The organism is Methanolapillus ohkumae, assembly GCF_032594355.1.
In the GTDB taxonomy this organism is placed as follows: Archaea; Halobacteriota; Methanosarcinia; order Methanosarcinales; family Methanosarcinaceae; genus Methanolapillus; species Methanolapillus ohkumae.
Genome location: NZ_CP131061.1, coordinates 1,557,143 through 1,579,910, shown reverse-complemented (window position 1 = coordinate 1,579,910; position 22,768 = coordinate 1,557,143). Strand labels below are relative to the sequence as shown.

General features: G+C 40.4%; 27 protein-coding genes and 1 pseudogene. 18 read left to right on the top strand and 10 right to left on the bottom strand.

The genetic code is table 11. The features are described from left to right. The first annotated feature begins 13 nt into the window (after positions 1 to 13). Positions 14 to 265: a hypothetical protein gene (locus MsAm2_RS06940; RefSeq protein ID WP_338097522.1), complete on the top strand. Its 252-nt coding sequence runs from the start codon at positions 14 to 16 to the stop codon at positions 263 to 265. Between the two features lie 18 nt (positions 266 to 283). Here the strand turns inward: MsAm2_RS06940 and MsAm2_RS06935 are convergent, their stop codons facing one another. After that, positions 284 to 979 (bottom strand): DUF5591 domain-containing protein, encoded by a 696-nt coding sequence (locus MsAm2_RS06935; RefSeq protein WP_338097521.1) that lies wholly within the window; start codon positions 977 to 979, stop codon positions 284 to 286. A 110-nt stretch (positions 980 to 1,089) separates the two neighbouring features. Then, entirely contained in the window at positions 1,090 to 1,611 is a 522-nt protein-coding gene (locus tag MsAm2_RS06930) for a multiprotein bridging factor aMBF1 (protein WP_338097520.1), read from the bottom strand. Between the two features lie 500 nt (positions 1,612 to 2,111). Between MsAm2_RS06930 and MsAm2_RS06925 the strand changes: the two genes are divergently transcribed. Further along, positions 2,112 to 3,674 carry a proteasome-activating nucleotidase gene (locus MsAm2_RS06925; RefSeq protein ID WP_338097519.1) on the top strand — a complete coding sequence of 521 codons (1,563 nt, stop codon included), beginning with the start codon at positions 2,112 to 2,114 and terminating at the stop codon, positions 3,672 to 3,674. Positions 3,675 to 4,190: 516 nt separating this feature from the next. Further along, positions 4,191 to 5,315, top strand: coding sequence for a cell division protein FtsZ (ftsZ, locus tag MsAm2_RS06920; RefSeq protein WP_338097518.1), 1,125 nt, complete (start codon positions 4,191 to 4,193; stop codon positions 5,313 to 5,315). 105 nt (positions 5,316 to 5,420) lie between these two features. Here ftsZ and MsAm2_RS06915 read toward each other — a convergent pair whose 3' ends face one another. Further along, positions 5,421 to 5,624, bottom strand: coding sequence for a hypothetical protein (locus MsAm2_RS06915; protein WP_338097517.1), 204 nt, complete (start codon positions 5,622 to 5,624; stop codon positions 5,421 to 5,423). A gap of 76 nt (positions 5,625 to 5,700) precedes the next feature. Between MsAm2_RS06915 and MsAm2_RS06910 the strand changes: the two genes are divergently transcribed. From MsAm2_RS06910 to MsAm2_RS06885, 6 genes and pseudogenes are all read left to right on the top strand, one after another. Continuing rightward, positions 5,701 to 5,922, top strand: coding sequence for a protein translocase SEC61 complex subunit gamma (locus tag MsAm2_RS06910; protein WP_420846962.1), 222 nt, complete (start codon positions 5,701 to 5,703; stop codon positions 5,920 to 5,922). Further along, positions 5,919 to 6,395: a transcription elongation factor Spt5 gene (locus MsAm2_RS06905; protein ID WP_338097516.1), complete on the top strand. Its 477-nt coding sequence runs from the start codon at positions 5,919 to 5,921 to the stop codon at positions 6,393 to 6,395. The genes MsAm2_RS06910 and MsAm2_RS06905 overlap by 4 nt, the downstream gene beginning before the upstream one ends. Before the next feature lie 446 nt (positions 6,396 to 6,841). Next, positions 6,842 to 7,327: a 50S ribosomal protein L11 gene (locus MsAm2_RS06900; RefSeq protein ID WP_338097515.1), complete on the top strand. Its 486-nt coding sequence runs from the start codon at positions 6,842 to 6,844 to the stop codon at positions 7,325 to 7,327. 244 nt (positions 7,328 to 7,571) lie between these two features. Beyond that, on the top strand, positions 7,572 to 8,213 hold the full coding sequence (locus tag MsAm2_RS06895; RefSeq protein WP_338097514.1) for a 50S ribosomal protein L1: 642 nt from the start codon (positions 7,572 to 7,574) through the stop codon (positions 8,211 to 8,213). Continuing rightward, positions 8,210 to 9,106 (top strand): annotated as a pseudogene (locus MsAm2_RS06890) (50S ribosomal protein L10); the annotation flags it as partial. The gene MsAm2_RS06895 and the pseudogene MsAm2_RS06890, both read left to right, overlap by 4 nt. Before the next feature lie 85 nt (positions 9,107 to 9,191). Next, a complete protein-coding gene (locus MsAm2_RS06885) occupies positions 9,192 to 9,449 on the top strand; it encodes a 50S ribosomal protein L12 (RefSeq protein ID WP_338097513.1) in 258 nt (85 codons plus the stop codon). 248 nt (positions 9,450 to 9,697) lie between these two features. Here the strand turns inward: MsAm2_RS06885 and MsAm2_RS06880 are convergent, their stop codons facing one another. After that, complete coding sequence (locus MsAm2_RS06880; protein WP_338097512.1) at positions 9,698 to 9,901, bottom strand: hypothetical protein; 204 nt, start codon at positions 9,899 to 9,901, stop codon at positions 9,698 to 9,700. Between the two features lie 29 nt (positions 9,902 to 9,930). Here MsAm2_RS06880 and MsAm2_RS06875 point away from each other — a divergent pair, with 29 nt between their 5' ends. Further along, positions 9,931 to 11,037, top strand: a complete 1,107-nt coding sequence (locus MsAm2_RS06875; protein ID WP_338097511.1) for a THUMP domain-containing protein — start codon at positions 9,931 to 9,933, stop codon at positions 11,035 to 11,037. A 36-nt stretch (positions 11,038 to 11,073) separates the two neighbouring features. Here the strand turns inward: MsAm2_RS06875 and truA are convergent, their stop codons facing one another. Continuing rightward, complete coding sequence (truA, locus tag MsAm2_RS06870) at positions 11,074 to 11,901, bottom strand: tRNA pseudouridine(38-40) synthase TruA (protein ID WP_338097510.1); 828 nt, start codon at positions 11,899 to 11,901, stop codon at positions 11,074 to 11,076. Between the two features lie 48 nt (positions 11,902 to 11,949). Next, positions 11,950 to 13,011, bottom strand: a complete 1,062-nt coding sequence (locus tag MsAm2_RS06865; protein WP_338097509.1) for an ArsR/SmtB family transcription factor — start codon at positions 13,009 to 13,011, stop codon at positions 11,950 to 11,952. A 529-nt stretch (positions 13,012 to 13,540) separates the two neighbouring features. Here MsAm2_RS06865 and MsAm2_RS06860 point away from each other — a divergent pair. Then, complete coding sequence (locus tag MsAm2_RS06860; RefSeq protein WP_338097508.1) at positions 13,541 to 14,329, top strand: RecB family exonuclease; 789 nt, start codon at positions 13,541 to 13,543, stop codon at positions 14,327 to 14,329. A 26-nt stretch (positions 14,330 to 14,355) separates the two neighbouring features. Here the strand turns inward: MsAm2_RS06860 and msrA are convergent, their stop codons facing one another. After that, positions 14,356 to 14,850 carry a peptide-methionine (S)-S-oxide reductase MsrA gene (msrA, locus tag MsAm2_RS06855; protein ID WP_338097507.1) on the bottom strand — a complete coding sequence of 165 codons (495 nt, stop codon included), beginning with the start codon at positions 14,848 to 14,850 and terminating at the stop codon, positions 14,356 to 14,358. A 248-nt stretch (positions 14,851 to 15,098) separates the two neighbouring features. Here msrA and MsAm2_RS06850 point away from each other — a divergent pair, with 248 nt between their 5' ends. The 3 genes from MsAm2_RS06850 (at position 15,099) to MsAm2_RS06840 (ending at position 17,150) form a co-directional block, all read left to right on the top strand. Further along, a complete protein-coding gene (locus tag MsAm2_RS06850) occupies positions 15,099 to 15,842 on the top strand; it encodes a flavin reductase (protein WP_338097506.1) in 744 nt (247 codons plus the stop codon). A gap of 257 nt (positions 15,843 to 16,099) precedes the next feature. Further along, complete coding sequence (locus tag MsAm2_RS06845; RefSeq protein WP_420846959.1) at positions 16,100 to 16,978, top strand: IS30 family transposase; 879 nt, start codon at positions 16,100 to 16,102, stop codon at positions 16,976 to 16,978. 37 nt (positions 16,979 to 17,015) lie between these two features. Further along, entirely contained in the window at positions 17,016 to 17,150 is a 135-nt protein-coding gene (locus MsAm2_RS06840; RefSeq protein WP_338097505.1) for a rubredoxin, read from the top strand. A gap of 39 nt (positions 17,151 to 17,189) precedes the next feature. Here MsAm2_RS06840 and MsAm2_RS06835 read toward each other — a convergent pair whose 3' ends face one another. Next, positions 17,190 to 17,411, bottom strand: a complete 222-nt coding sequence (locus MsAm2_RS06835) for a hypothetical protein (RefSeq protein WP_338097504.1) — start codon at positions 17,409 to 17,411, stop codon at positions 17,190 to 17,192. A gap of 197 nt (positions 17,412 to 17,608) precedes the next feature. Between MsAm2_RS06835 and MsAm2_RS06830 the strand changes: the two genes are divergently transcribed. From MsAm2_RS06830 to speB, 3 genes are all read left to right on the top strand, one after another. Next, positions 17,609 to 18,280 carry a 30S ribosomal protein S3ae gene (locus MsAm2_RS06830; protein ID WP_338097503.1) on the top strand — a complete coding sequence of 224 codons (672 nt, stop codon included), beginning with the start codon at positions 17,609 to 17,611 and terminating at the stop codon, positions 18,278 to 18,280. 297 nt (positions 18,281 to 18,577) lie between these two features. After that, a complete protein-coding gene (locus tag MsAm2_RS06825) occupies positions 18,578 to 19,588 on the top strand; it encodes a radical SAM protein (RefSeq protein WP_338097502.1) in 1,011 nt (336 codons plus the stop codon). A gap of 282 nt (positions 19,589 to 19,870) precedes the next feature. Then, positions 19,871 to 20,752, top strand: coding sequence for an agmatinase (gene speB / locus MsAm2_RS06820; RefSeq protein ID WP_338097501.1), 882 nt, complete (start codon positions 19,871 to 19,873; stop codon positions 20,750 to 20,752). Positions 20,753 to 20,935: 183 nt separating this feature from the next. Here the strand turns inward: speB and MsAm2_RS06815 are convergent, their stop codons facing one another. Continuing rightward, positions 20,936 to 21,079 (bottom strand): hypothetical protein, encoded by a 144-nt coding sequence (locus tag MsAm2_RS06815; protein WP_338097500.1) that lies wholly within the window; start codon positions 21,077 to 21,079, stop codon positions 20,936 to 20,938. Between the two features lie 188 nt (positions 21,080 to 21,267). On the opposite strand from MsAm2_RS06815, the gene MsAm2_RS06810 reads away from it, so the two are divergent. Beyond that, positions 21,268 to 21,465, top strand: coding sequence for a hypothetical protein (locus MsAm2_RS06810; RefSeq protein ID WP_338097499.1), 198 nt, complete (start codon positions 21,268 to 21,270; stop codon positions 21,463 to 21,465). Between the two features lie 226 nt (positions 21,466 to 21,691). Here MsAm2_RS06810 and MsAm2_RS06805 read toward each other — a convergent pair whose 3' ends face one another. Continuing rightward, entirely contained in the window at positions 21,692 to 22,711 is a 1,020-nt protein-coding gene (locus MsAm2_RS06805; protein ID WP_338097498.1) for an isocitrate/isopropylmalate dehydrogenase family protein, read from the bottom strand. Positions 22,712 to 22,768 lie beyond the last annotated feature (57 nt).

Below are 22,768 nucleotides of genomic sequence, written 5' to 3'. Positions count from 1 at the left end.
GTTTTTAAATAAAATGATGAAATATAAAACACGGAAGAATTATAGCAAAAATCAAACGAAAAAAAGCAGAAAGAAAAAAAGCAGAAAGAAAAAAAGCAGAAAGAAAAAAAGCAGAAAGAAAAAAGAAGAAAGAAAAAGCAGAAAGAAAAAAGAAGAAAGAAAAAGCAGAAAGAAAAAAGCAGAAAGAAAAAAGCAGAAAGAAAAAAGCAGAAAGAAAAAAGCAGAAAGAAAAAAGCAGAAAGAAAAAAGCAGAAAGAAAAAATAAATGAAAAAAAGTTAAAAATCAGAACTCGTACCATTCCGTGTCGTTCGTATCTCCTTCCGAATCAATTTTCATTTTTTCTTTTTGCGGCAGGCCGGTTTTTTTAATGCCTTTTCGAATCGCGTTTCTAAAGTCTTTTAAATAATCCGGGCAAGATAGGCTGCTAAAAACAAATTTTTTATTCGGCTGGATGTTCTTTTGGATGGTTTCCTCATCGGGGACAATTTTGACGTCAATTCCGGTTTCTTGAGTCGCCCGCGTCATCGCTTCCCGGAAATCTCCGATGCAATACGCAATCCGGTACTCATAATTGTCTTTGGTCCGGAGAAGATATTCGGAAAGCCGTTTAGTTTCGATTTTTAAAAAATCGCTTTTGATTTTGGTCACATTGCATTTTCCCATCATGAATGAGTAATTCATAAATGGATATTCCGTATCCAATTCCCGCGGCGTTACCCCGCAGGTTCCAAACGTCACAATATGGACGTCATCTTGCTCCAGCATGGAAAAAATCACTTTGTCGAACTGACGATGGGATGGGCTCTCATGATATGGTTTTTTCTTGGAACACGGAACAAAAATGCAAATTTTTCGGACCGGAATTTCGTATTCGGTCACAATCCATTCGTTGGCGCGGATCATGTCGGGGTGATAGATGATGTTTTCCGTATCCAACGGCTCCGCCGAACGTTCTTCTTCCGGAATAATGCGAGACATGAAATTTGTTTATGTTTTTCTTCTATTAATAATCTTTAGGAAATGGATTCATGATTCAAAAATCATCTTTTATTATTCAATAGGTGACATGTGACGAAAGTTCGTCCGCCTTATTTTCTTTTCACGAAAGCGATATCTCCTAAGGTCATTTCATTGCTTTTGTGGCTTTTAAAGGTTTCACCGGTGTTGGTTGATTCCATCAATTGGATGCCCAACGCTTTTTCCAATTTTTGAATGACGGCTTCTTCCGGGTGAATTTCCTTTCTCTCAATTTTCTTAATCAGCGGCGCTTTTTCTTTGATTTGAAGCGCCAATTCTTCTTGGGTCAAACCTTTGGCTTCGCGTGCTTTTTTAATGACAATGTCGTAATCTTCGATGATTTCATTGTCAAGGCCGGCGAAGTAGTTTTTGGGAGGCCGGCCGGCGGTCGGACCCGAACCCGGGCTCTTGACGTGTTTGGTCGGTATGCCTGAACTTTTAAGAGGTGCAATGGTTGTTTTTTTAACGACGACAACTCCGAGTTTCGCACATTCCGGACACGCGTTGAACTGCGCGCCTTCAATTTTAACGGCAACCGTCTCTCCTCTTATTTTTTTACCGCAAATCTCACATTCGTTTGTTTCCAAAATCATCACTCATCCATTTGTTTTTAATTTTTATTATTTGATTTGTTCTTTTCTGTTTATTCAAAAAAATAGGCGTTTTAAGAGTTTTTAAGTAGTTGCAAATGTGGAATTAAAAGATTATATCTATTTCGATTCGCATTTGATAATTAATTGATTTTGTTGAATTGGTTGGGGTTTTGTCATTGGTTTTGCCTTTTTCCGCCGAGGGATCGGTTTTAATTCTTGCGGGCAAACTTTTTCCCGGTTTTTTCAAGGAAAAGATATTTATTATTGTCTTTTTAATATATTAAATATAATATTTTTTAATATTGCGTTTCTGTTCGTGGTATGTCCACCAATTTCGCTGTATTTTGGCATAAATTCATCTCTTTAAGGAAAATAAATGAGAAAGGAATATATATCTACCAAATTTATTTGGTATACCTAAATTTTATTCAAAATCAAATTTTGAAAAGTCATTTGAAACACTTCAACTTTTAATAAAAACAGTGACGAAGGGGATAAAAATGGAAAACATGGTCAACCCGAAAAATAAACCCATTTATTCAGAATCCGGTAATTTAAAACCCTTATCGGAAGATATCTCCGGTCAAGAAATCAGCCGTCTCCAAAATGAATTGAAAAAGACGGAAACTTTGCTGAAAAGAACAAAAACAATTTCGGCACAACGACTGGAAGAAGTCAAGATTCTCAAGGAAACTTTTGAAACTGAACGTAAAATTTTCCAAGACGAAATAGAAAAAAACAATACGGTCTCCCGTGAAATCCAAGAAGATTTCAACCGTCTTTTGGAAGAAAGAGATGATTTAAAACGGGCGCTGGAACGGTCTAAAAAGGAAATTTCGGCGATTAAAGACATTTTAGGAGACGTCCGAAATGATTTATCCAAAAGCCGGGAAGAATTTTTAAAAACCGCTGAAGAAAACACGCTTTTTCGTGAAAAAGTTCAGCATTTGGAAGCGGACAAAAAAACCGCCGACTACGAACGCATTCATTTTGAGCGGGAAACCCGCCGCCTTCGCGCGGAATTGGACCGGATGAAAACAACACCGCTCCTTTTGGGAACAGTCGTGAAAATGATTGACAATGAAAACGTCGTCGTCCGCAGTTCCGCAGGCCCGCAGCTTGTGGTGAGCGCACCGCTTGAAATGACGGAAAAAGAATTGGCGCCCGGAGCAAATGTCGCTCTCAACCAGCAGACCTTTTCCATCGCGAAAGTGATTCCGGTCTTGGAAGAGCCGGAAGTGTCGGCTTTGGAATTGATTGAGGCGTCGGATGTGACGTATGACCAAATCGGCGGTCTTTCCGACCAGCTGCGCGAGATTCGAGAAGTTGTGGAATTGCCGCTGATTAAGCCGGAAATTTTTGAGCGTATCGGCATTGAGCCGCCCAAAGGCGCCTTGCTTTACGGTCCTCCCGGTACCGGAAAAACATTGATTGCAAAAGCGGTGGCCAATAAGACGCATGCAACATTCATCCGGGTCGTGGGTTCCGAATTGGTTCAAAAATACATCGGCGATGGCGCAAAAATGGTTCATGAATTATTTGAAATGGCTCAAAAGAAAGCGCCTTCCATCATTTTCATTGATGAGGTGGATTCGATTGCGTCGAAGCGTTTGGATGACACAACCAGCGCCGACCGAGAAATTCACCGGACACTGATGCAGCTTTTGGCGGAAATGGATGGGTTTAACCGTCGCTCCAATGTGAAAATTATTGCTGCGACCAACCGGCTGGACATTTTGGATCCGGCCATTCTTCGGCCCGGACGGTTTGATCGGATGGTTTACGTGCCGCTTCCGGACGAAGCCGGCCGGGAATCGATTTTAAAGATTCACACCTCAAAAATGACAATGTCTCCGGATATCAATTTGAAAGAAATTGCCAAAATGACGGAAGGGGCAAGCGGCGCCGATTTAAAAGCGATGGTGACGGAAGCCGGCATGTTTGCCGTCCGCGAAGAAAAAGAATCGATCGGAAAAATCGATTTCGTGAGCGCGAAAGAAAAAGTGATGAGTTCCAAGAAAAAAGAAAACATTCCTCCGGTTCCGGAAAACATGTTTTTATAACTTCAAAACACACGTAATTTCCATGAAATCATTGAAAAAATAGGAGAATGTCTATTATTTTTTCAATGATTTCCTTTTTCTGTTTTTATTCTTTATTTTAATTCTCTGTTAAATCTCTTTTTTAATTCTCTGTTAAATCTCTTTTTTAATTCTCTGTTAAATCTCTTTTTTAATTCTCTGTTAAATCTCTTTTTTTTTGATAAAATGGACTCTTGTATCAAAAAACATATATTATACCATGGAAATATATAATCCAAATTATTACTTTATTCGTTCAAACGGTGAATAAAAAGTATTAATACCAATAACCCAATATTTCAGAATAATTTTTAAGTCAATTTACGCTGATTTAAAATTAAAATTTATTAAAATTAATCATAAATTATCCAAAATTAATTTGCAACATAATTTTTAACATAATTTTAATTATTCGATTAATTTTTCAAAACTGATTGCCCACTTTGTACCAATTTTTTTGGTAGAAAATCAGGATATTTAAAAACCAGAGGTTCACACATGAAATCCATCGTTGAAGAAGCATTAGCTCGTACCGCCAGAGAGGACCGCGAATCCTCCCGCTACTCCTACAACACCAACACCAATCTCACCGGAGAAGATGTTGATGAAGAACTTCGTGCTTTTTTGGAAGGTTTAAAAACCAATATTAAAGTAATCGGCTGCGGTGGCGGCGGTTCCAACAGCATCCAAAGGATGCTTGAAGAAGGCATTTCCGGCGCGGAACTTTATGCCGTGAACACCGACGCTCAGCACCTTTTAAAAATCGGAACCAACAAAAAAATTCTCATCGGCAAAAAGAAAACACGCGGGTTGGGCGCCGGAAGCTTGCCGCAAGTCGGAGAAGACGCGGCGGTAGAAAGTGTGGATGACATCAGAAAAGCGGTTGATTCTGCCGACATGGTTTTTATTACAACCGGTCTTGGCGGCGGAACCGGAACCGGCTCCGCGCCTGTTGTTGCCGAAGCCGCACGGGCAGCTGGTGCATTAACCATTGCTGTTGTGACTTTGCCGTTTGCGGTCGAAGGCCGTGTCAGAAGATCCAATGCGGAAGCCGGTCTTGAACGCCTCCGCGATGTGGCCGACACCGTGATCGTGATTCCAAATGACCGTTTGATTGAAATGGTTCCCAAACTTCCGCTTCAAGCAGCCTTTAAAGTCTGTGATGAGGTTCTCATGCGGGCCGTCAAAGGAATTACAGAATCCATCACCGAAGACGGACTTGTGAACGTCGACTTTGCCGATATCCGTACCATTATGCAAAACGGCGGTGTTGCCATGATTGGCCTGGGCGAAGCGTCCGGCGAAAACAAAGCGGTCGAATCCATTCAAAAGGCACTCCGAAGCCCTCTTTTGGATGTGGATATCTCCGACGCGACTTCCGCGCTTGTCAACGTAACCGGTGGTCCCGACATGACAATTGAGGAAGCGCAAACCGTGGTCCAAGAAGTTCACAATCGGATTGACCCCAACGCCCGCCTCATTTGGGGAGCCCGGATTGACCCGAAACTGGAAAACAAAATCAGAACCATGATTATTGTGACCGGCGTTAAATCCTCTCAAATCTACGGACAAGGCAGCGGTACATCCATCGCCATGAAATACGGCATCGATTTCGTTGAATAATTCTGGACATGGGGAATTTTCCCCATTTCTCTTCTTTCTTTCTTTCTTTCTTTCTTTCTTTTTTTATTTGTATTGTGCCGCTGCGCGCGTTATGGTCACAAGTTTTTAAAAATATTTATAAAAGCGACGGTCAGGCTTTGATTTTTTGATGATTGATTTTTTCATTTCATTTTTTTGATTTTCTTTTAAATATGGTAAGGTATATTTAGGAGAAACGTATTTAACGGGAATATCTTTTTTGAGTTTTTGCTCGGATACCTGTGAGGTTCCTCGCTTTTTCGGATTTTTCCGATGAGCCGGTTTTGGCAAATAAAAAGGATTTAATTATATATGATAAGAGAGTAACACACGTTACTTTTTGATTGATAATATCGGATGTGAAAAATTGTCGGAAGCAGGCAATAAAACAGAACAAATTAAGGAATCGGCATCAAACATCGTTCCGACCATTCGTTCTTATTTCAGAATTTTGAAATTGGCAAAAAAACCCACACGTGAGGAGTTCATGACCATCGCGAAAGTCGCAGCCGTCGGCATTTTGGCCATCGGTATTTTGGGCTTCCTCTTCTATGTGTTAATGGATGTTTTCCCGCAGATGATTATATGAGCGAATACGAAGAGAATGACGAAACGAAGATCTTCATTGTGAAGACAACCGTCAACCAGGAAAAGTCCGTGGCAAAGTCCATGGCCATGGTTGCCAAAAAGGAACATTTGGACGTACGTGCCATTTTAGCTCCCGAAGAGTTGAAAGGTTACGTTTTTGTCGAAACGCCGCGTTCCGCCGTTATTGACAGCTTGATCCAAGCGGTTCCTCATGCCAAATCCATGCTCAAAAGTCATTCTTCTATTGCCGAAATTGAACACTTCTTAAAACCCAAGCCGATTTCAACCGGCATTACGGAAGGTTCCATCATCGAAATTACATCCGGTCCGTTCAAAGGCGAAAAAGCTAAAGTCAAACGTATCGGTACCGGTCAACATGATGAAATTACGGTGGAACTCTTTGATGCGGTCGTGCCGATCCCGATTACAATTCGCGGCGACACGGTCCGGGTTCTGAAAAAGGAAGAAGAATGATTTGGAAAAAAAGAATGAAGCAGAATTAATTAAAAAAAATAATAAAATTAAAAAACCAAAATTTTTTAAAAATAATTAAATATGTTTTTAAAAAGAGTAGAAATATTTTTTAAATCCTTTTAAAAAAGTAAAAATATTTTTTAAATCTTTTTAAATTTTTTTCAATTCATTTTTAAAAATTGTTTTGGTTCTTTTTTGATTTTTATTTCATTTATTTCATTTTGTTTTTTATTTTTATCGTTTAAACAAAATATCTGAAAAGAAGGCATGACCAAGATTTCATGAGAAAAGTTTAAATCGAATAATCCGATTTATTAAGAACCCCAAACTTTTCCGTGCGTTCGTGCGGAAAAATAATTACCGTAATTCATTATCGGTTACTGTAATGATATTTATTAACTTATTTACACTTATTTATTATTAAAACCAAAAAATGGTGATTTGCAATGGTAAGCGTTGTCGAAGCATTAGTTCCCGGGGGAAAAGCAACACCGGGTCCGCCGCTCGGTCCGTCTCTCGGTCCGCTCGGTATCAACATTAAACAAGTTATCGAACAGATTAACGAGAAAACAAAAGACTACAACGGAATGCAAGTTCCGGTTAAAATTATCGTCGCCGACGACAAAAGCGTTCAAATCGAAGTCGGAACCCCGCCGACCGCCTCTCTTCTTCTTCAAGAAGCCGGCGTCCAAAAAGGCTCCGGAAAACCAAACGCCGAAAAAGTCGGAAACATTACGATTCAACAAGCTGCGAAAATCGCCCGCATGAAAAAAGACGCCATTTTGTCTTACGACTTAAAGTCCGCCATCAAAGAAGTCACCGGAACCGGTGTTTCCGTCGGCGTGACGGTGGAAGGCATGGACGTTCGCGATTTCCAAAAGGCTGTTGATGCCGGAAAATACGACGATATTCTCAGCAAAGAAAGCTGGTAAATGAAAAAACCGGTAAATGATTCTGTTCATGATTCTGTTCATGATTCATTTACTCAATCATTCCCTATCCCATTTATAAAAACAATCCATCGGATTGTTTTTATTTTAAAATAACCGTAGAAAGCCAAATCGGCTGCGTCTAAAAATTGGAAATTTTATCGGATCTTATTGTTTTTACTGTTGTCAATTCAATATTAATCCGGCCAAATTTATGAAATTTAGAAGACTACGGGGAGGCCTTAAAATGGCAGATGTATCTATCGCAGAAATCGTAAAAGAATTATTAGAGGAGTCGCCTCAAAGAAACTTTATGGAGAGCGTCGACCTTGCGATAAACCTCAAAAACATCGATTTAAACCAACCAAAAAACAGAATCGATGAAGAGGTTTTTCTTCCGAATGGTCTTGGAAAAGACTTAAAAATCGGAGTTTTCGCAAAAGGAGACGTTGGTCTTCAAGCAAAACAAGCCGGTGCGGCTTATGTTTTTGATGACGCAGCCATTGAAGCCATGAAAGACGACAAATCTTACGCTAAAACAATCGCGGAAGAATGTGATTTCTTCATTGCGGAAACGCAATACATGCAGGTAATTGGTAAAACCCTCGGAACGGTCCTCGGTCCGCGCGGTAAAATGCCGGTTCCGCTTCTTCCGGGAAAAAGCATCGCTGACATGATTCAAACCAAACAAAGCGCTGTTCGAATCAGATCCAAAGACAAAATGACCTTCCACGTCGCGATCGGCCGCAAAAACATGCCGCCTGAGAAGTTGGCACAAAACATTGAAACCGTGATTGCAAGAATTGAACGCTCTTTGGTTAAAGGAAAGTTCAACATCCGGTCCGTTTATGTGACAACGACTATGGGAACTTCTAAGAAGGTGATCTGATGACAGAATCACGTGGCGCAGAACAAATTCCGCAATGGAAAATGGACGAAGTCAACACGTTGAAAGACTTGGTCAAATCCTACAAAATTTTCGGAGTTGTCAGTTTTGAAGGAATCATGGCGGATCAGCTTCAAAAGATGAGACGGGACTTAAAAGAAACGTCTGTTTTGAAAGTGACCCGAAACACGTTAAACGCCAAAGCACTCAATGAAAGCGATGGTAACGTTCCGGACATGGTTCAGTACATTGAAGGGCAAAGCGCTCTGATTTTTACCAATGACAACCCATTCAGATTATACAAAACCCTTTCAAAAACAAAGACCCCTTCCCCGATTAAAGCAGGAGCTATCGCCCCGGCCGACATCAGTGTGACCAAGGGTCCGACCGGATTCCCGCCGGGACCTTTGCTTGGAGAATTCCAATCCGCTGGTATCCCGACCGCTGTCGAAGCCGGAAAAATTGCAATTAAGGAAACAAAAGTTGTTTGTAAGGCCGGAGAGAAAGTTTCTCAAAAATTGGCGGCCGCGCTCAACAAGCTTGAAATTTATCCGCTTGAAGTCGGATTAAATCTGAGAGCTGTTTACGAGAACGGAACCATTTATTTGCCGGACGTCTTGGCGGTGGATGAAGACCAGATCTTTAACAACATCATTGCTGCTGTTCAGCAGGCCAACAACTTGTCGGTGAATGCCGCCATTCCAACGAAAGACACCATTAAAGCCATCCTCGGTAAGGCTCACAGAGAAGCGGTCAACTTGGGTGTTGAAGCCGTCATTCTTGAAGGGGATGTCGTTGAGTTGTTGATCGGAAAAGCAAACATGCAAATGGCAACTGTTGCGTCCGCCGTGGCCGCAAAAGACGCCAATGCCGTTGATGACGAATTGAAAAATCTTTAAATTAAATTGTTCAATCAATCAAATTGTTCAAACAATCTTATTTCAAAATTAAATAATAAAATTAAACAAAAGGTGAATACAAATGGAATACATCTATGCAGCACTTTTAATCTACAAGAGCGGAAAAGAAATCACAGAAGAATCAGTCTCAGCTGTCCTTAAAGCAGCCGGAAGCGATGTTGACGCAGCCCGTGTAAAAGCACTCGTCTCTGCGCTTGAAGGCATCGACATCGAAGACGCGATCTCCAAAGCAGCCTTTGCCGCCGCAGCTCCGGTTGTTGAAGAAGAAGACCACTCCGAAGAAGAAGGAATGGCCGGCCTTGGTGCCCTCTTCGGCTAATTCTAAAGAGCGTTTTTTTTTCAGTGCTCCCAAGTCCCGCAGGTTTTTCCTGCGGGACTTTTTTTTGGTTTTTTTTTGAATTTATTTTGAATTTTTTTCATCCTTCTCATTTTTTATAAAAAACCGTCTCTCATTTTTTGTTGCCTTCGTCTAAAATATGATGCTATAACGCGCGCGGGTGGCAGCGGCAAAAAATGTGGCAGAAACAAACTGTGAAATCATGAACAGAAATGCGGCGAACTGTAAAATCATGAACAGAAATAGTAAACAGAACCGAATTGCGACCGAAGGGAGCTGTTTGCGCCAGCAAACTTTTTGGCGGCAGTTGTCCCCCCGCCCTTTGAAAAATTCGCGACCGAAGGGAGCTGTTTGCGAAGCAAACTTTTTGGCGGCAGTTGTCCCCCCGCCCTTTGAAAAATTCGCGACCGAAGGGAGCGAATTTTTAAGTACATTTTTATACCCGATTTTCGTTTAATGCTTCATGTTGTACACGTTTGAGCTTTCCGGAGAACATCAAACTTTGCCGGTTGCGGAAATTTTAGGTGTTTTGGAATCTCGGGGGTTACGCTCTTTTATTTTTGCCGAATACAAACAATGTTTGGTTTTGGATATTTCTTCCGAATCGATATCGGATATTGAAATTTTTTCTCTTTTAAAGGATGACGTTGCAAATGTGTTGGCGATGTCCCACTCGATTTCTCAAGTTATCGGAATAACGGAGGTGGATGAAGAGGCAGTTCTTCATTTTGCCGAACAATTTCCGGTTGGGGATTACTTAAAAGCCGGCCAGACGTTTGCGGTCCGGGTCCGGCGGCTGGGGGACAATTCCGCTCTTAAATCCCTTGACATCGAAGGCCGGATCGGGGGACGTATTTTCCGCCGCGGTTTTCGCGCCAATTTAAAAAATCCGGAGGTTGTTTTCCGGCTGACACTTTCGGACAAAGCGGTTTTTGGGATTTTGGTTGCAACAGTTGACCGCGGCTCTTATGAATTTCGTTCCCCGCAAAGAAAACCGTTTTTTTATCCGGGAGTCCTCATGCCCCGGGTTGCCCGCGTGCTTTGCAATATGGCGGGCGTGACCAAAGATTCCATTGTTATTGACCCGTTTTGCGGAACCGCCGGAATTTTGCTGGAAGCGGGACTTTTAGGCGCCCGAGTTTTTGGAACGGACGCTCAAGAAAAAATAATTGCCGGCGCCGACATGAACATGAGCGGCTACTCCATTACCGGAGAACTGCTGCCCAAAGAAGAACGAAGCGGCGGTCCGGTCGGCAGCCATATTGTTTATGAATTAATTGCCGGAGATGCTTGTCGGATGCCTTTTAAAGATGAAATCGCCGATGTGATCCTCACAGATCCACCATATGGCCGTTCGGCAGCGATTAAAGCCGAATCCTTAGAACGATTGTATTCAGATTCATTTTTGGAAATGTTTCGGCTGCTGAAGAAAAATAAAAAAGCGGTCGTCGTTTCAGAAATTGAAGTAGAGGTTTTTGCGAAAAATGCCGGTTTTGAAATCCAAAACACATACAAACAACGGGTTCACAGAAGTCTGACGCGGACCATTACGGTTCTGGAAAAAAAATAAGAAAAATCAGTTCAAAGACCGTTTCATTTATTCGCCTTATTCTGTTTTTTGTTTTCCGAAAGCTACAACATATCCCATAACGGTTGACATGATTTTGTGCTGTTCGGCTTCTTTGGCATAATAATCGCTGATGCTTTTGATGGCATAACCGTCGATACTCCACTCCGGTTCCGGATTATACCCAACTTCCGTTAACGTTAAACCGTAAGCCGGCGCCGGTTCAATTCCTTCTTCATAATTTTCCGGGTCCAGCATCTGTTCAATCCATTCGACTGACCGGTAATCGCTTCCAACGTAGGTTAATGCGGTAACAATTTTTCGAACCATATTCCATAAAAACGCATTGGCTTCAATATCAATTCGGATGATTCCATTTCCGGTCCGAATGTCTAATTTTTCAATCCGGCGGATTGTTGTTTTTTGGCATTTTTTATCTTTTTTGGAAAAATTGGAGAAATCATGTTCACCTAATATCAGTTTGGCAGCTTCCCGCATTTTAGAAATGTCATAGTCGCCGGTGAGAATGTAGCGGTATTTTCGGCGGACAGCATGCCGCCTGGGGTCGAAATTATCGGGAACTTCTGCGGATGCCCACGCCCAAAGATCACGGGGTAGTTTGTTATTAATTACACGGGGAAGCGCAAGTTCCGGCCGGGTGGCAAAAAAAGAAACAACTTGGCCATAAGAATGAACACCTGCATCCGTTCTTCCGGCGGAAGATAGATTTGCCGATTCAAAATTGTCGATGACGCCCGCATTTTTGAGGGCCGTCAGAAGCTCTCCCTCAACCGTTCTTTTATCGGGCTGAATTTGAGAACCCGAGAAATTCATTCCTTCGTACCCGATTTTTAAAGCGATTTTCATTTTTTCCCAACGCAGATTTGTTCATTTCCTTTTTGGCATTACACCGTCTCATCCTTGATTTCCATCTTGGTGCCGGTTTCTTGAAACGGAAACATATTCCGCCAGCCAAATAATCACGCAGACGAAAAGGGCGCCTAAGATAAACCAGAAGGCTTGGTATCCGATGGTATCATAAATCCAAGTGCTCAGCGACGCAAGACCGCCATGGATGTCTGTACTGTTTCCGACGTCGGCGACGGTTTGTACCGCTGTCTGTGTGGCAACCGACATGTTTTCACTTACATAAGTATAGGTACTTTCATTCAGCAGGGCAGTGGGATCCATCGGCGCCGGACTCATAAGTGCCGCAGGGTGCAAATTGTGAATTTCGGAAATAAAGGAGGTGTCAATTTCTCCGCCATAGGGAATATTTGGATACGTACTTCCGGCTCCGGCGATTGACACGCTCTCCGGCACCATGGCGGAAGGCACAGATGATGGTGCAGGGGATTCCATAACGGTGGTTGCCATCTGAGATGCTTCTTCCATGAGTCGATTTTGAGAAACCGTATCATAATAAAGACCGGAATCATTTGCGATTTTGGCATTGGTTGCATTTTCGACGCCGGATCTGTGCATTTTGGAAATGTATCCCAAACCCAGTCCTGCAAAAACGGCACAAGCAAATGAGAATGCATATTTCTGAAGCATGGAAATAATGGAAATGCGGCTGATTTTTTCCGGCGCGAAAACAATTACTTTTTCCGGCGCTTCATAAATTTTGACTTGACGTCCTTTCTCGCTGTATTTTATTTTTTTGACGTTGGCCAATCCGTTTTCCACCAAAATGTCCAGATTGTATTTGACGGTCGTCAGCGGGAGGCCCAATTTTTCCGCCAACTCGCTGGAGGACATGCTTTCTTTTTTCAGCGTCTCTAAAATTTTCATGGAGGTTTCATTTGATAAAATTTGCCGGATTTTTTTAGAATCGTCATTCACCGGGATAATAATGACATTACTTGCATCAAACTCTTCAAAGGATTCACCGTCAGGTGCGTCTGCAACGATCGGGTCTTTTGATTTTGGTTTTTGCGCGCCGTTTCTCTCTTCCGTTGAATTCATACGTTTCATCCTGTTTTTATTCTTTTCAGTCGCCGGAAATGATTGATACTTGTTTCCAACGATAATTTTGATTTAACACGGGGATTTGGGTTGATTTAATTTGTTAACTTCTCATAAAAATCAAATCAATTCATTTGAATATTACGATAACTTCAAATTCATTTTTACTTATCTTTTTTCTCTGTTTTTTTATTCTTTTAGCTTACTTGTTCTTTCATCAACATTAAATCGGCTTTTTATATATAACCTCTGAAATGCAAAAATATTTAGTTTCACCCCGGATGGCAAAGATTAATATGAAAGCGAACACATCCGATTACTTTATTCTATCATTTCATTTATCTCATTTCATTTATCTCATTTCATTTATCTCATTTCATTTATCTCATTTCATTTATCTCATTTCATTTATCTCATTTCATTTATCTCATTTCATTTTTATTTATTTCATGTTTTTCATTTGGTTGAGTTTTCATTTGTTTAGTTTTTATTTATTTCATGTTTTCATTTTGTTTGTTTTCATTATCAGGTGAATCGGATGACTGTTTATTCCCATACCCGCTTGGCTCTGTATGAAAAATGTCCGCTGGCCTACAAATTCCGCTACATTGACAAAATCAAGCCGGAAGTTGGTTTTATTGGAATTGAAATGTTTATGGGTTCCCGCGTTCATGAAACATTGGAATATGTGTACAAACAGCGCAAAAAATCCCCTCTTGAAAAGATTACGCTGTCCGAAATCCTGAATTATTATACTTTCATATGGAAAAATAAATGGTCGGACGACGTGAAAGTAATCAAAGAAGGAATGACGGCTGCTGATTATTTGGACCAGGGTAAATTGATTTTGTCGGAATATTTCCATACTTATCAGCCGTTTGACCAAGACGAAACGCTTTCGGTTGAAGAGCGGATTGACATTTCAATTGAAGGATTTAAATTGATGGGTTTTATTGACAGGGTTTCCGTCAATAAGGAAACCGGCCGGCTTGAAATTCATGATTATAAAACGTCGGGAAATTTGCCGGAAGTTTCGGACCTTTTAAAAGACCGCCAGTTGGCTCTTTATCAAATCGGGGTTCAAAGGAAGTACAATTTTGACGGTAAAGATTGCGATATTGTTTATCATTTCTTAAAATATAAAAAAGAAATTCGCTTTCAAAAAACGGAAGAAGAATTGGAAGACTTGAAAAAGAAGATTGTCGGATTGATCCAAACGGTGGAATTAGCGTCTTGGGAAAACAATTTTCCCGCATCTGTCGGGAATTTTTGCCGGTGGTGTGAATTTTCGGCGCAGTGCCCGTCCTTTCCATCCTTAAAATCCTAACTATTAAAAATCTTAAAAATAATGTATTAAAATATTTTTTTGTAGGAATGACAGTATGGACGGCTGTTTCTATTGGAATAATATTTCTGATGATATTCTTCCGCTTCCCAAAAAAGGTCGGCCGGCAAAATTTCAGTTGTGACATTGTATCCTTTTTCGGCAAGCTGCTTGACATATTTTTCCGCGGTTTTTTTTTGAGAATCCGTCGTATAATATATGCGAGACAAATATTGAGAACCGATATCCGGGCCTTGTCCGTTTTTTTGAGTAAAATCATGGGTTTCAAAAAAAAGCCGGACGAGTGCGTCTTCTGAAATGATTTTCTCATCATAAACCACTTTAACCGCTTCGACGTGTCCGGTTTCTCCGGTGCAAACCTGCAGATAAGTCGGAAAGAAAACACACCCTCCGGTATATCCGGCGGTTGTTGACACGACACCGTTTAATTTTTGAAAATAATACTCTGTTCCCCAAAAACAACCGGAAGCAAAGTAAAAGGTTTGGAGCGAATCTGAAGCCATTTTCTTCTCTCTTTTTTCTCTCTTTTTTTTCATCTAAATAATCGCAAGATTAATTATATAACTGTAAAATGGCGCATTAAAAATATATAATTAATACTATGATAATTATTCGTCGGAATAATTATTAATAAATTCTGATTTAATTATAGATTTATCTATTTTATAATTTATTTTTCTTAATTTATTTTTCATAAATTTATTTTTCAAAAAAACGAAGCAAATTGTTTAACTTTTGAGAGGGAAAAGACATGGACAAATCCATATTTCGAACATTATCTTACGGGATGTATGTTCTTGGAACTAAAAATGGCGACCGTTTTTCAGGATGTATCGTGAATACGGTTTTTCAATTAACATCCGAGCCACCGATAATCGGTGTCAGCATCAGCAAAGACAATTATACGCATGATTTAATCATGAAAGAAAAAAGATTTACCGCCTCCGTAATTTCTGAAAATACACCGGTCAGCGTGATTAATACATTCGGATTTAGAACCGGACGCAAGACCGACAAATTTGAAAACGTCTCCTACAAAGTTTTGCCATCCGGCTTGCCATATGTTACGGAAAAAATGTGCGGATGGATGGAATGTGAAGTGATGGAAACCGTTTCACTTCCAACACATACTGTTTTCATCTCCAAAGTTTCAGACAGCGGCATTCTTGAACGGGAAACGCCGATGACTTACGCTTATTACCACCATGTGGTCAAAGGAAACGCTCCGAAAAACGCTCCGACTCATCTCAATCCGGATGTGGCGGATCCGACAAAACCCGCGGAATCGGCACAAAACACAGACCGGATAGAGACAAGTTTGAAAACAAGTTCGGAAACAAAGTCCGAATCCAAAACGGAAAAGAAAAAAGCATATGTTTGCCGGGTTTGCGGACATGTTTATGACGGGGATATTCCGTTTGAAGAATTGCCGGCCGATTGGGTTTGCCCGACGTGCGGGGAAGGAAAGGAAAACTTCGTTTTAAAGGAAATTTAAAATTTAAAGAAATAAATGTAAAATAAATGAAAATAAATTAAAAATAAATGAAACCCACATTCAATGGAGAAGTGCATAATCTCCGAAAAAATAATGTGGGTGCTTAACTTATCTAATTCTTGCACAAAAAGAAGAGGAAAGCACCCATGATGCAAAACACATTGAAAGATAAAAAATATTCGCACCTAGAATTAGAACAACGAATAGACATTGGAATGTACAAATCATAGAAATGTACTCAAACTCAGATTGCAACCGTGATTGGCTGTTCACAATCAACTGTTTCCCGGGAATTAAAGCGGAATCAACCACCACATAATGATGTGTGCTATAATCCTCTCCAAGCACATAAAAGAAGCGAAAAACGAAAGTATGATGCTGCAAAGAAGGAAATATTGAAGGATAGATATATTCGCCGGTACGTTCATGAAAAATTGAAAAACCGATGGACGCCGGAACAAATTGCTAAAAGAATATCCATGGATTATCCAAATCTCAAGACCAATTATGAATCAATTTATCGATACATCTATTCTGTCGGGAAAGAATTAATTCAGTATCTGCCAAGACATCATCGAATCAGAAGGAAAAGAGGAAAGGAATCAAAAAAGCATGAAGGAAAGATATCAAACAGAGTTTCAATTGAGGATAGACCCGAGTTTGTAAATCTCAGAATCAGAGTGGGCGATTTTGAAATTGACACTTTGGGGTCACAAAAATCTAAATCATGCCTTCAGGTAATTGTGGATCGGGTTACGCGATATACCTGGATTAATTTGTTGAATGATAAATCTGCTCATGAAATGATGGAAAAGGCGATTGCTACTTTAAAACAACTGGATCCGGCATTCAGAAAAACAATCACTTTCGATAATGGGACAGAGAATGCTGCTCATATGAGATTGAAGGATGAGTTGGATATTGATACTTATTTCTGTCATACCTATTCCAGTTGGGAAAAAGGAACGGTGGAAAACACGATCGGGATAATTAGAAGAATATTCCCTAAAAGTACAAATTTTTCATTGATTTCAATAAAACAAGTGAAAGAATTAGAAGAGTGGCTGAATAACAGGCCAAGAAAGTGTTTAAATTTCATGACTCCTTTGGAAGTCATGAAATTATGCACTTCTTGATTGAAGATAAGAATATTAAAAATTGAGGTGTAAAAATATGGCAACACAATACGTTTGCACGGTTTGCGGATATGTTTATGACGGTGACATCCCGTTTGAGGAATTACCGGATGATTGGTGCTGCCCGATTTGCGGGGAAGGAAAAGAGTTTTTTGAAGCGGAAGAAGTGTAATTGAAGTTTTCAGTTCACTTCTTTTTTCTATTTTTTTGTTTATTTTTTTCTCCGGTTTTTTTCTTTTCCTGTTTTTAAGCCAAATGAACCATATTCTTTATATACAAAAAAGGGTTTCTTCTTTCGCCAATCCAAGTTTTTCTTATTTATCTCGATTTTCCATTTCTTGGGATCGAAAACGACTCTTGTAAATCCAAGGGACAACAGTCCGCAATTTTGTTTTGATTGATCTATCACTTCAAATGATTGTATTTTGTCCAATCGGCATGGATTTTAAAGTCAACCTTGTTTTTTTCAAATTCTGAAAAAAAAATTGTGTTCTTTATTTATCCCGGATGCTTGCATCTTTTTTGAGTCGTCTGAATCGTTATTTTCAAAATTTTCAATTTATAATAATTTTAATTCAATTTATCAACTCATTCAATAAATCCTAAATTTCATACTCGGAGGAACGAATTATGGCAAGAAAACAACAAAAGAAAGTGGACAGCTGGAAAGAAAAGAAATGGTACAACATTGTTGCGCCGGAATTTTTAAACAGAACCCAAGTCGGTCAAACAATCGCATCCGACCCGGCTCTCATGATGGATAGAATCATTGAGACGACCGTCGGCGAAATGACCAACGACATGTCCAAAAACAACATGAAAATGAGATTCAGAATCGTCCGCGTCAACGGCGATGTCGCGGAAACCGCCTTTTTGGGACACATGCTCACCAACGACTACCTCCGCTCCATTGTGAAACGCCAGACCTCCAAAATCGACGCGATTTTGACCGTCCGGACCGCTGACGGCTACATTATCAACATCAAGCCGACCTGTTTTACTGTCAAAAGAGCCAGAACCAGCCAAATCAAAGCCATCCGCAACATGATGACCAGAATCGTTGTCCGCCGGGCTGTCAAATCCAATTTTGAAGACTTGATTCAAGAAATCGTCACCGGAAAAATGTCTTCCGCGATTTACAAACAAACCAAAAACATCTACCCGCTCAGACGTGTCGAAGTCAGAAAGACCGAAGTCGTCAAGACCCCGAGCCAAAGAAGAATTCCGCAACAAGAAGCTGTTGCCGCTCCGGCAAACACGGTTGAAGTTGCCGCTGATGTGAATGAAGCGGACGAATCTTAAATTCGTCCTTCTTTATTCTTTTATTCTTATTTTTTTAATTTTTTTTAATTTTTTTTCTTTCTTCGTTTTATTTTGTATCTGCACCGCGCGCGTTACGGCAGCATTTTTTTAAAAACTCAATCAAAAGACGGCAGGATGTTTTTCGCTTTGTCGCACGCACGACGGATCTTTTTTTGAAAAAAAATCGGAAAAATTCGGGAATTTCTGTTTTTTTGAACAAACTATTTGAACAGGCAAACGCTTTTTCCTTGTGTGTCCAAGTTTGACCCGGTTTTTATGGCCAAGAACGTTTGGCAAATGAAAGTAAGACGACGCCCGTCTATTTTGTCTCACTCCATTAATGCGGATTGCAATTTACGGTGCGTTTTTTGCGACGAGTGGAAAAAGAAATCATCGTTGGATTGTTTTTCCGCGGATTCTTATTCCGATGCATCTCTTTCTGACATTTTCAAAATTATTGACCTGGCATGTGATTTTGGAATTTTGTCTTACAATGCCTGGTCCACCGAACCTCTTCTTCGAAAAGATTTGCCGGAAATTATGGCGTACGCCAAATCCAAAGGCATGACAACTTTTCTCATCACCAATGGAATTTTGCTTCAAAAAAGGCTGAACGAATTAAAAGACGTGGACTACATTTCGGTGTCGATGGATGGTCCGACATCCACGCGTGAAATTCGGGGGGCGAATTATGAAAAGATTATGGACGGCATTCGATTTGCGGCAAAAAGCGGTCAGCTCAACCGGTCGCTCTTGATGAATTGTGTCATCAGCTCCAAAAATTTGGATGAGGTGGCGGATTTGCTAAAGACCGCAAAGGAACTGAATGTCAAAATGGCGGTCGAGCCCATTTATCTTTTTAAACGGATGAATGACACCTCTTGGGACGATCTCATGATTCAAGAGACACAGCGGGAAAAATTTATCGGGTTGATGAATCAACTCATCGATATGAAGAAAAAAGGGTATCCGCTGATTAATTCTAAAACCTATTTAAAAAAAATCCGCGACCAAAAGCCGATTTCCAATTGCCGGGTGGATACCGGAATTTTGGCGATTGACTCTCAGGAAAATATGTACAATTGCCGCATTCACAACCGGCCGCTTGGAAATGTTCTCGAAGCTTCCGTTTTGGATGATTATGGAACCATTCAAAAGAACGGAATCACTGAAGTTTGGAACAAAAGCAAAGCTGAGCGGATGGAAAAAATAAAGACTTGTGACGGTTGCCAGTTTTTTGGATATTACGAACTGACTTTGATGAATAATTATAATCTTGAATCATTTTTCGGATACGAATGGCTGTAAAGTTGGCATAACATTCCAGCCGGCTCTTTCTGTTCTCCTCTTTTTATTCCTCTATTTTGACATTTTTAAATATTCGTTATTTCTCTAAAAATTTACTCGCTTGCGATTTTGTCTTTGGAAATGAATTTTTGTGACATACGCATGTCCGTTCCATAAAATATTCCGTAGCAATTTTTAAATATTTATGTTTCTGAATAACAATTCAAATCTTAATTTTTGAATTCTTGAAAAATTGAAATGACTTATTGAAATTATTGAAACGATGGATATCGAGGCATAAAAATGATTCTCCCACCAACGATGTATGACGCGATTTACGAGTATGACGATGCTGAATATGTTATTTTCGGCGTCCCATTTGACAACACATCCTCTTTTCGAACCGGCAGCCGCTGGGCGCCGGATACCATCCGGAAAATGGCTTTTAATTTCGAAACGTACAGCCCAAAATATAATCTCAACATGACGGACATTTTGGTCCACGACGCCGGAAATTCCGAAGTTTCCGTCAATTCCGACGAAACGCTGGGGTGGGTTTACGAAGACGCGAAAAGAATTGTCGACGATGGCAAATTCCCAATCATGCTTGGCGGCGAACACACGATGACATACGCGCCGGTCAAAGCGTGCTACGAAGCCTGCGATGACAAAGATGATTTTGCGGTGGTTGTCCTGGATGCCCACTTCGACCTTCGAACCGAATTTAGAGGCCTTAAAAACAATCATGCCTGCGTGTCCCGCCACATCATCGACGACATCACCAAAAAATATGTTTCGATTGGAATCCGGAGCGGTCCGCAGGAAGAATGGGAATACGCGCGCGACACCGGTTTGAAATATTTCTCCGCCGACGACGTTTTTGAAATGGGTATCCAAAACGTGATCAAGGAAACTCTTGAATATTTGGACAGCACCCACATCTATCTCTCGCTTGACATGGATGCGCTCGATCCGTCTTTCTGTCCGGGACTCGGCACGCCGGAGCCGTTTGGGATGACCGACCGCGAAGTCCGTGAAGTTCTCCGGCAAATCGCGCCGTATACGGTTGGATTTGACGTCATGGAAATTGCACCTGAATACGATAACGGCATGTCGGCCAACATTGCGGCAAAACTCATGCGTGAATTTATTTTCGCTCGGGAAGCGTCCCGAAAAAACAAGTAATCCGAAAAAAATTAAAGAACATTTTTAAAAACAATGTCGGATCTGTCAAACATAAATATAAACTCAAAATCAAAAGTAAAAATCAAAAGTAAAAATCAAAAACAAAATGAATTCATTTTGTTTTTGCTTTCTTTATTCAAATTATTTTCAAATGGTTTTACAAAAACACATGCAACAAATTGGTTATTTTTCTTTTTTCTTCTTGTCTTTGCTGCACATTCCGCAACAGCACAAGCCGTTCATGTGATGGTATTTTACCAGGGCAACGATTGCCACCGGAATTAAAACAAGGGCAGCGATTTTTAATATTTTCATCATCTTTCTCATGAGATGTTCCTCCTTTTGGTGAATCAGTTGAATTTTCAACGATCTGGGATAAAAATATTCATTAAATTATATAAATATATCTATAAAATAACTGTAAATATGTTTATAAATGTAATTTCATGGACCCTAGCTCTTATATATGAGTCAAATCTATGATATCTTACTTAAAAATAAAAAGGAGAGTCCCTATGAAATTCAAAAAATTGCTCAAAATCATCCTTGTTGTTTTTGCCGCCGCCGCAGCGTATTCTTTTATTAAAGGTCATATGGGAGAATGTGGCTGCCTCGATGGAATATGCGGATGTGACAATAAAAAGAAAAGCAAAAAAAATAAAAAAGAAAAGGCGGGAAAAACAAAAAAAGTCGAAAAAACAGAAACGGTTTAATGTTTTTTGAAACTAATATCCAAAAATAGAACCGGGTTAATGTTTTTTGAAACTACACTCAAAAAATAAAAAAACAAGGATTTGTTTCTGTTTTTAAAAATAATAACAAAATGCGGTTGCATTTTGTTTGTTATTTTATTGTTATATTTTTCTTTTAATTCAAGTTGAATTCAAATCGAGAAACTCGATTTTTCATTTTTTTTCAAAATCGGTTTTTTCAAATATTTTAATTCTTTTTCATGATTTCAATGATTTTGTCGGCGACTTCGCTGAGTTTTTTATCCCCGCCCAAATCGTAAGTCACGTATCCTTGCGCAATTGCTTTTTCGGAAGCGTCAAATATCTTTTTGGATTGTTCTTTTTCACCCAAATAATCCAACATCCAAGCGCCCGCGAGAATTGTCGCATATGGGTTCACTTTGTCCATACCGGCATATTTCGGCGCGGAACCGTGTGCCGGCTCAAACATGGCGTAGTTGTCGCCGATGTTGGCGGAATAAATCATGCCGATGCTGCCAACCAAGGCCGAACACTCTTCGCTGATTACATCCATAAACAAATTCGTTGAGAGAAGAACTGTTTTATCAAAGGTTTGCGGGTTTTTAATGAGCTGCATTGCGACATTGTCAATGTGGTATTCCCAAACTTCAATGTCGGGGTAATCTTTGGCGACTTCTTCGACCACAGCAAGGAATGTGCCGCATGTCTTTTTGAGGATGTTGCTTTTGTGAATCGGGACAACCGCTTTGTATCCACGGCGGCGGGCCTCTTCAAAGGCGTAAATCGCGATTTTCCGAGAGGCGCTTTTTGTGATTTTTCGAATGGCAATCACCATATCGTCGGATAATTCGATTTCTTCGCCGATGTAGAGTCCTTCTGTTCCTTCCCGGACGCAGACGTGTTCGACTTTTCCCAACGGACCAATGGCGCCATCAACGGATTTAATGGGGCGGACATTGGCATAAAGATTGAATGCTTTTCGGATGGACACCGCAACGCTTTTTGGAGATCCGATTCCGCCGGGTGTTGTGGTCGGACCTTTAAAGCAGGCATCGGCGGTTTTTAAAATTTCCCAGGTCTTGTCGGGAACCAATGAGTTTCCGCCATGCGCTTTCCACCAGGTTTCACCGGCATCGCACATGACAAAATCCGCTTTTGTTCCGGCGGCTTTTAATACTTTCATCATGGCGTCGACCAATTCGGGTCCGACCCCGTCTCCACGGATTACGGCTACAGTTTTTGACATTTTTTCACCTTGCGATTTGAAGTTGAGTTTATGGTTTATGATAATGGTTTTGAATGA

Excerpts from the sequence above, each read along its gene's own strand:
- MsAm2_RS06925 (WP_338097519.1), top strand. The coding sequence starts at position 2,112 with ATGGAAAACATGGTCAACCCGAAAAATAAACCCATTTATTCAGAATCC.
- MsAm2_RS06900 (WP_338097515.1), top strand. The coding sequence starts at position 6,842 with ATGGTAAGCGTTGTCGAAGCATTAGTTCCCGGGGGAAAAGCAACACCG.
- MsAm2_RS06865 (WP_338097509.1), bottom strand. The coding sequence starts at position 13,011 with ATGAAACGTATGAATTCAACGGAAGAGAGAAACGGCGCGCAAAAACCA.
- MsAm2_RS06930 (WP_338097520.1), bottom strand. The coding sequence starts at position 1,611 with ATGATTTTGGAAACAAACGAATGTGAGATTTGCGGTAAAAAAATAAGA.
- truA (WP_338097510.1), bottom strand. The coding sequence starts at position 11,901 with ATGAAAATCGCTTTAAAAATCGGGTACGAAGGAATGAATTTCTCGGGT.
- MsAm2_RS06825 (WP_338097502.1), top strand. The coding sequence starts at position 18,578 with ATGAAAGTAAGACGACGCCCGTCTATTTTGTCTCACTCCATTAATGCG.
- MsAm2_RS06905 (WP_338097516.1), top strand. The coding sequence starts at position 5,919 with ATGAGCGAATACGAAGAGAATGACGAAACGAAGATCTTCATTGTGAAG.
- msrA (WP_338097507.1), bottom strand. The coding sequence starts at position 14,850 with ATGGCTTCAGATTCGCTCCAAACCTTTTACTTTGCTTCCGGTTGTTTT.
- MsAm2_RS06850 (WP_338097506.1), top strand. The coding sequence starts at position 15,099 with ATGGACAAATCCATATTTCGAACATTATCTTACGGGATGTATGTTCTT.
- MsAm2_RS06935 (WP_338097521.1), bottom strand. The coding sequence starts at position 979 with ATGTCTCGCATTATTCCGGAAGAAGAACGTTCGGCGGAGCCGTTGGAT.
- speB (WP_338097501.1), top strand. The coding sequence starts at position 19,871 with ATGATTCTCCCACCAACGATGTATGACGCGATTTACGAGTATGACGAT.
- MsAm2_RS06875 (WP_338097511.1), top strand. The coding sequence starts at position 9,931 with ATGTTGTACACGTTTGAGCTTTCCGGAGAACATCAAACTTTGCCGGTT.
- MsAm2_RS06895 (WP_338097514.1), top strand. The coding sequence starts at position 7,572 with ATGGCAGATGTATCTATCGCAGAAATCGTAAAAGAATTATTAGAGGAG.
- MsAm2_RS06885 (WP_338097513.1), top strand. The coding sequence starts at position 9,192 with ATGGAATACATCTATGCAGCACTTTTAATCTACAAGAGCGGAAAAGAA.
- MsAm2_RS06830 (WP_338097503.1), top strand. The coding sequence starts at position 17,609 with ATGGCAAGAAAACAACAAAAGAAAGTGGACAGCTGGAAAGAAAAGAAA.
- MsAm2_RS06840 (WP_338097505.1), top strand. The coding sequence starts at position 17,016 with ATGGCAACACAATACGTTTGCACGGTTTGCGGATATGTTTATGACGGT.
- ftsZ (WP_338097518.1), top strand. The coding sequence starts at position 4,191 with ATGAAATCCATCGTTGAAGAAGCATTAGCTCGTACCGCCAGAGAGGAC.
- MsAm2_RS06815 (WP_338097500.1), bottom strand. The coding sequence starts at position 21,079 with ATGAGAAAGATGATGAAAATATTAAAAATCGCTGCCCTTGTTTTAATT.
- MsAm2_RS06805 (WP_338097498.1), bottom strand. The coding sequence starts at position 22,711 with ATGTCAAAAACTGTAGCCGTAATCCGTGGAGACGGGGTCGGACCCGAA.
- MsAm2_RS06810 (WP_338097499.1), top strand. The coding sequence starts at position 21,268 with ATGAAATTCAAAAAATTGCTCAAAATCATCCTTGTTGTTTTTGCCGCC.
- MsAm2_RS06940 (WP_338097522.1), top strand. The coding sequence starts at position 14 with ATGATGAAATATAAAACACGGAAGAATTATAGCAAAAATCAAACGAAA.
- MsAm2_RS06880 (WP_338097512.1), bottom strand. The coding sequence starts at position 9,901 with ATGTACTTAAAAATTCGCTCCCTTCGGTCGCGAATTTTTCAAAGGGCG.
- MsAm2_RS06860 (WP_338097508.1), top strand. The coding sequence starts at position 13,541 with ATGACTGTTTATTCCCATACCCGCTTGGCTCTGTATGAAAAATGTCCG.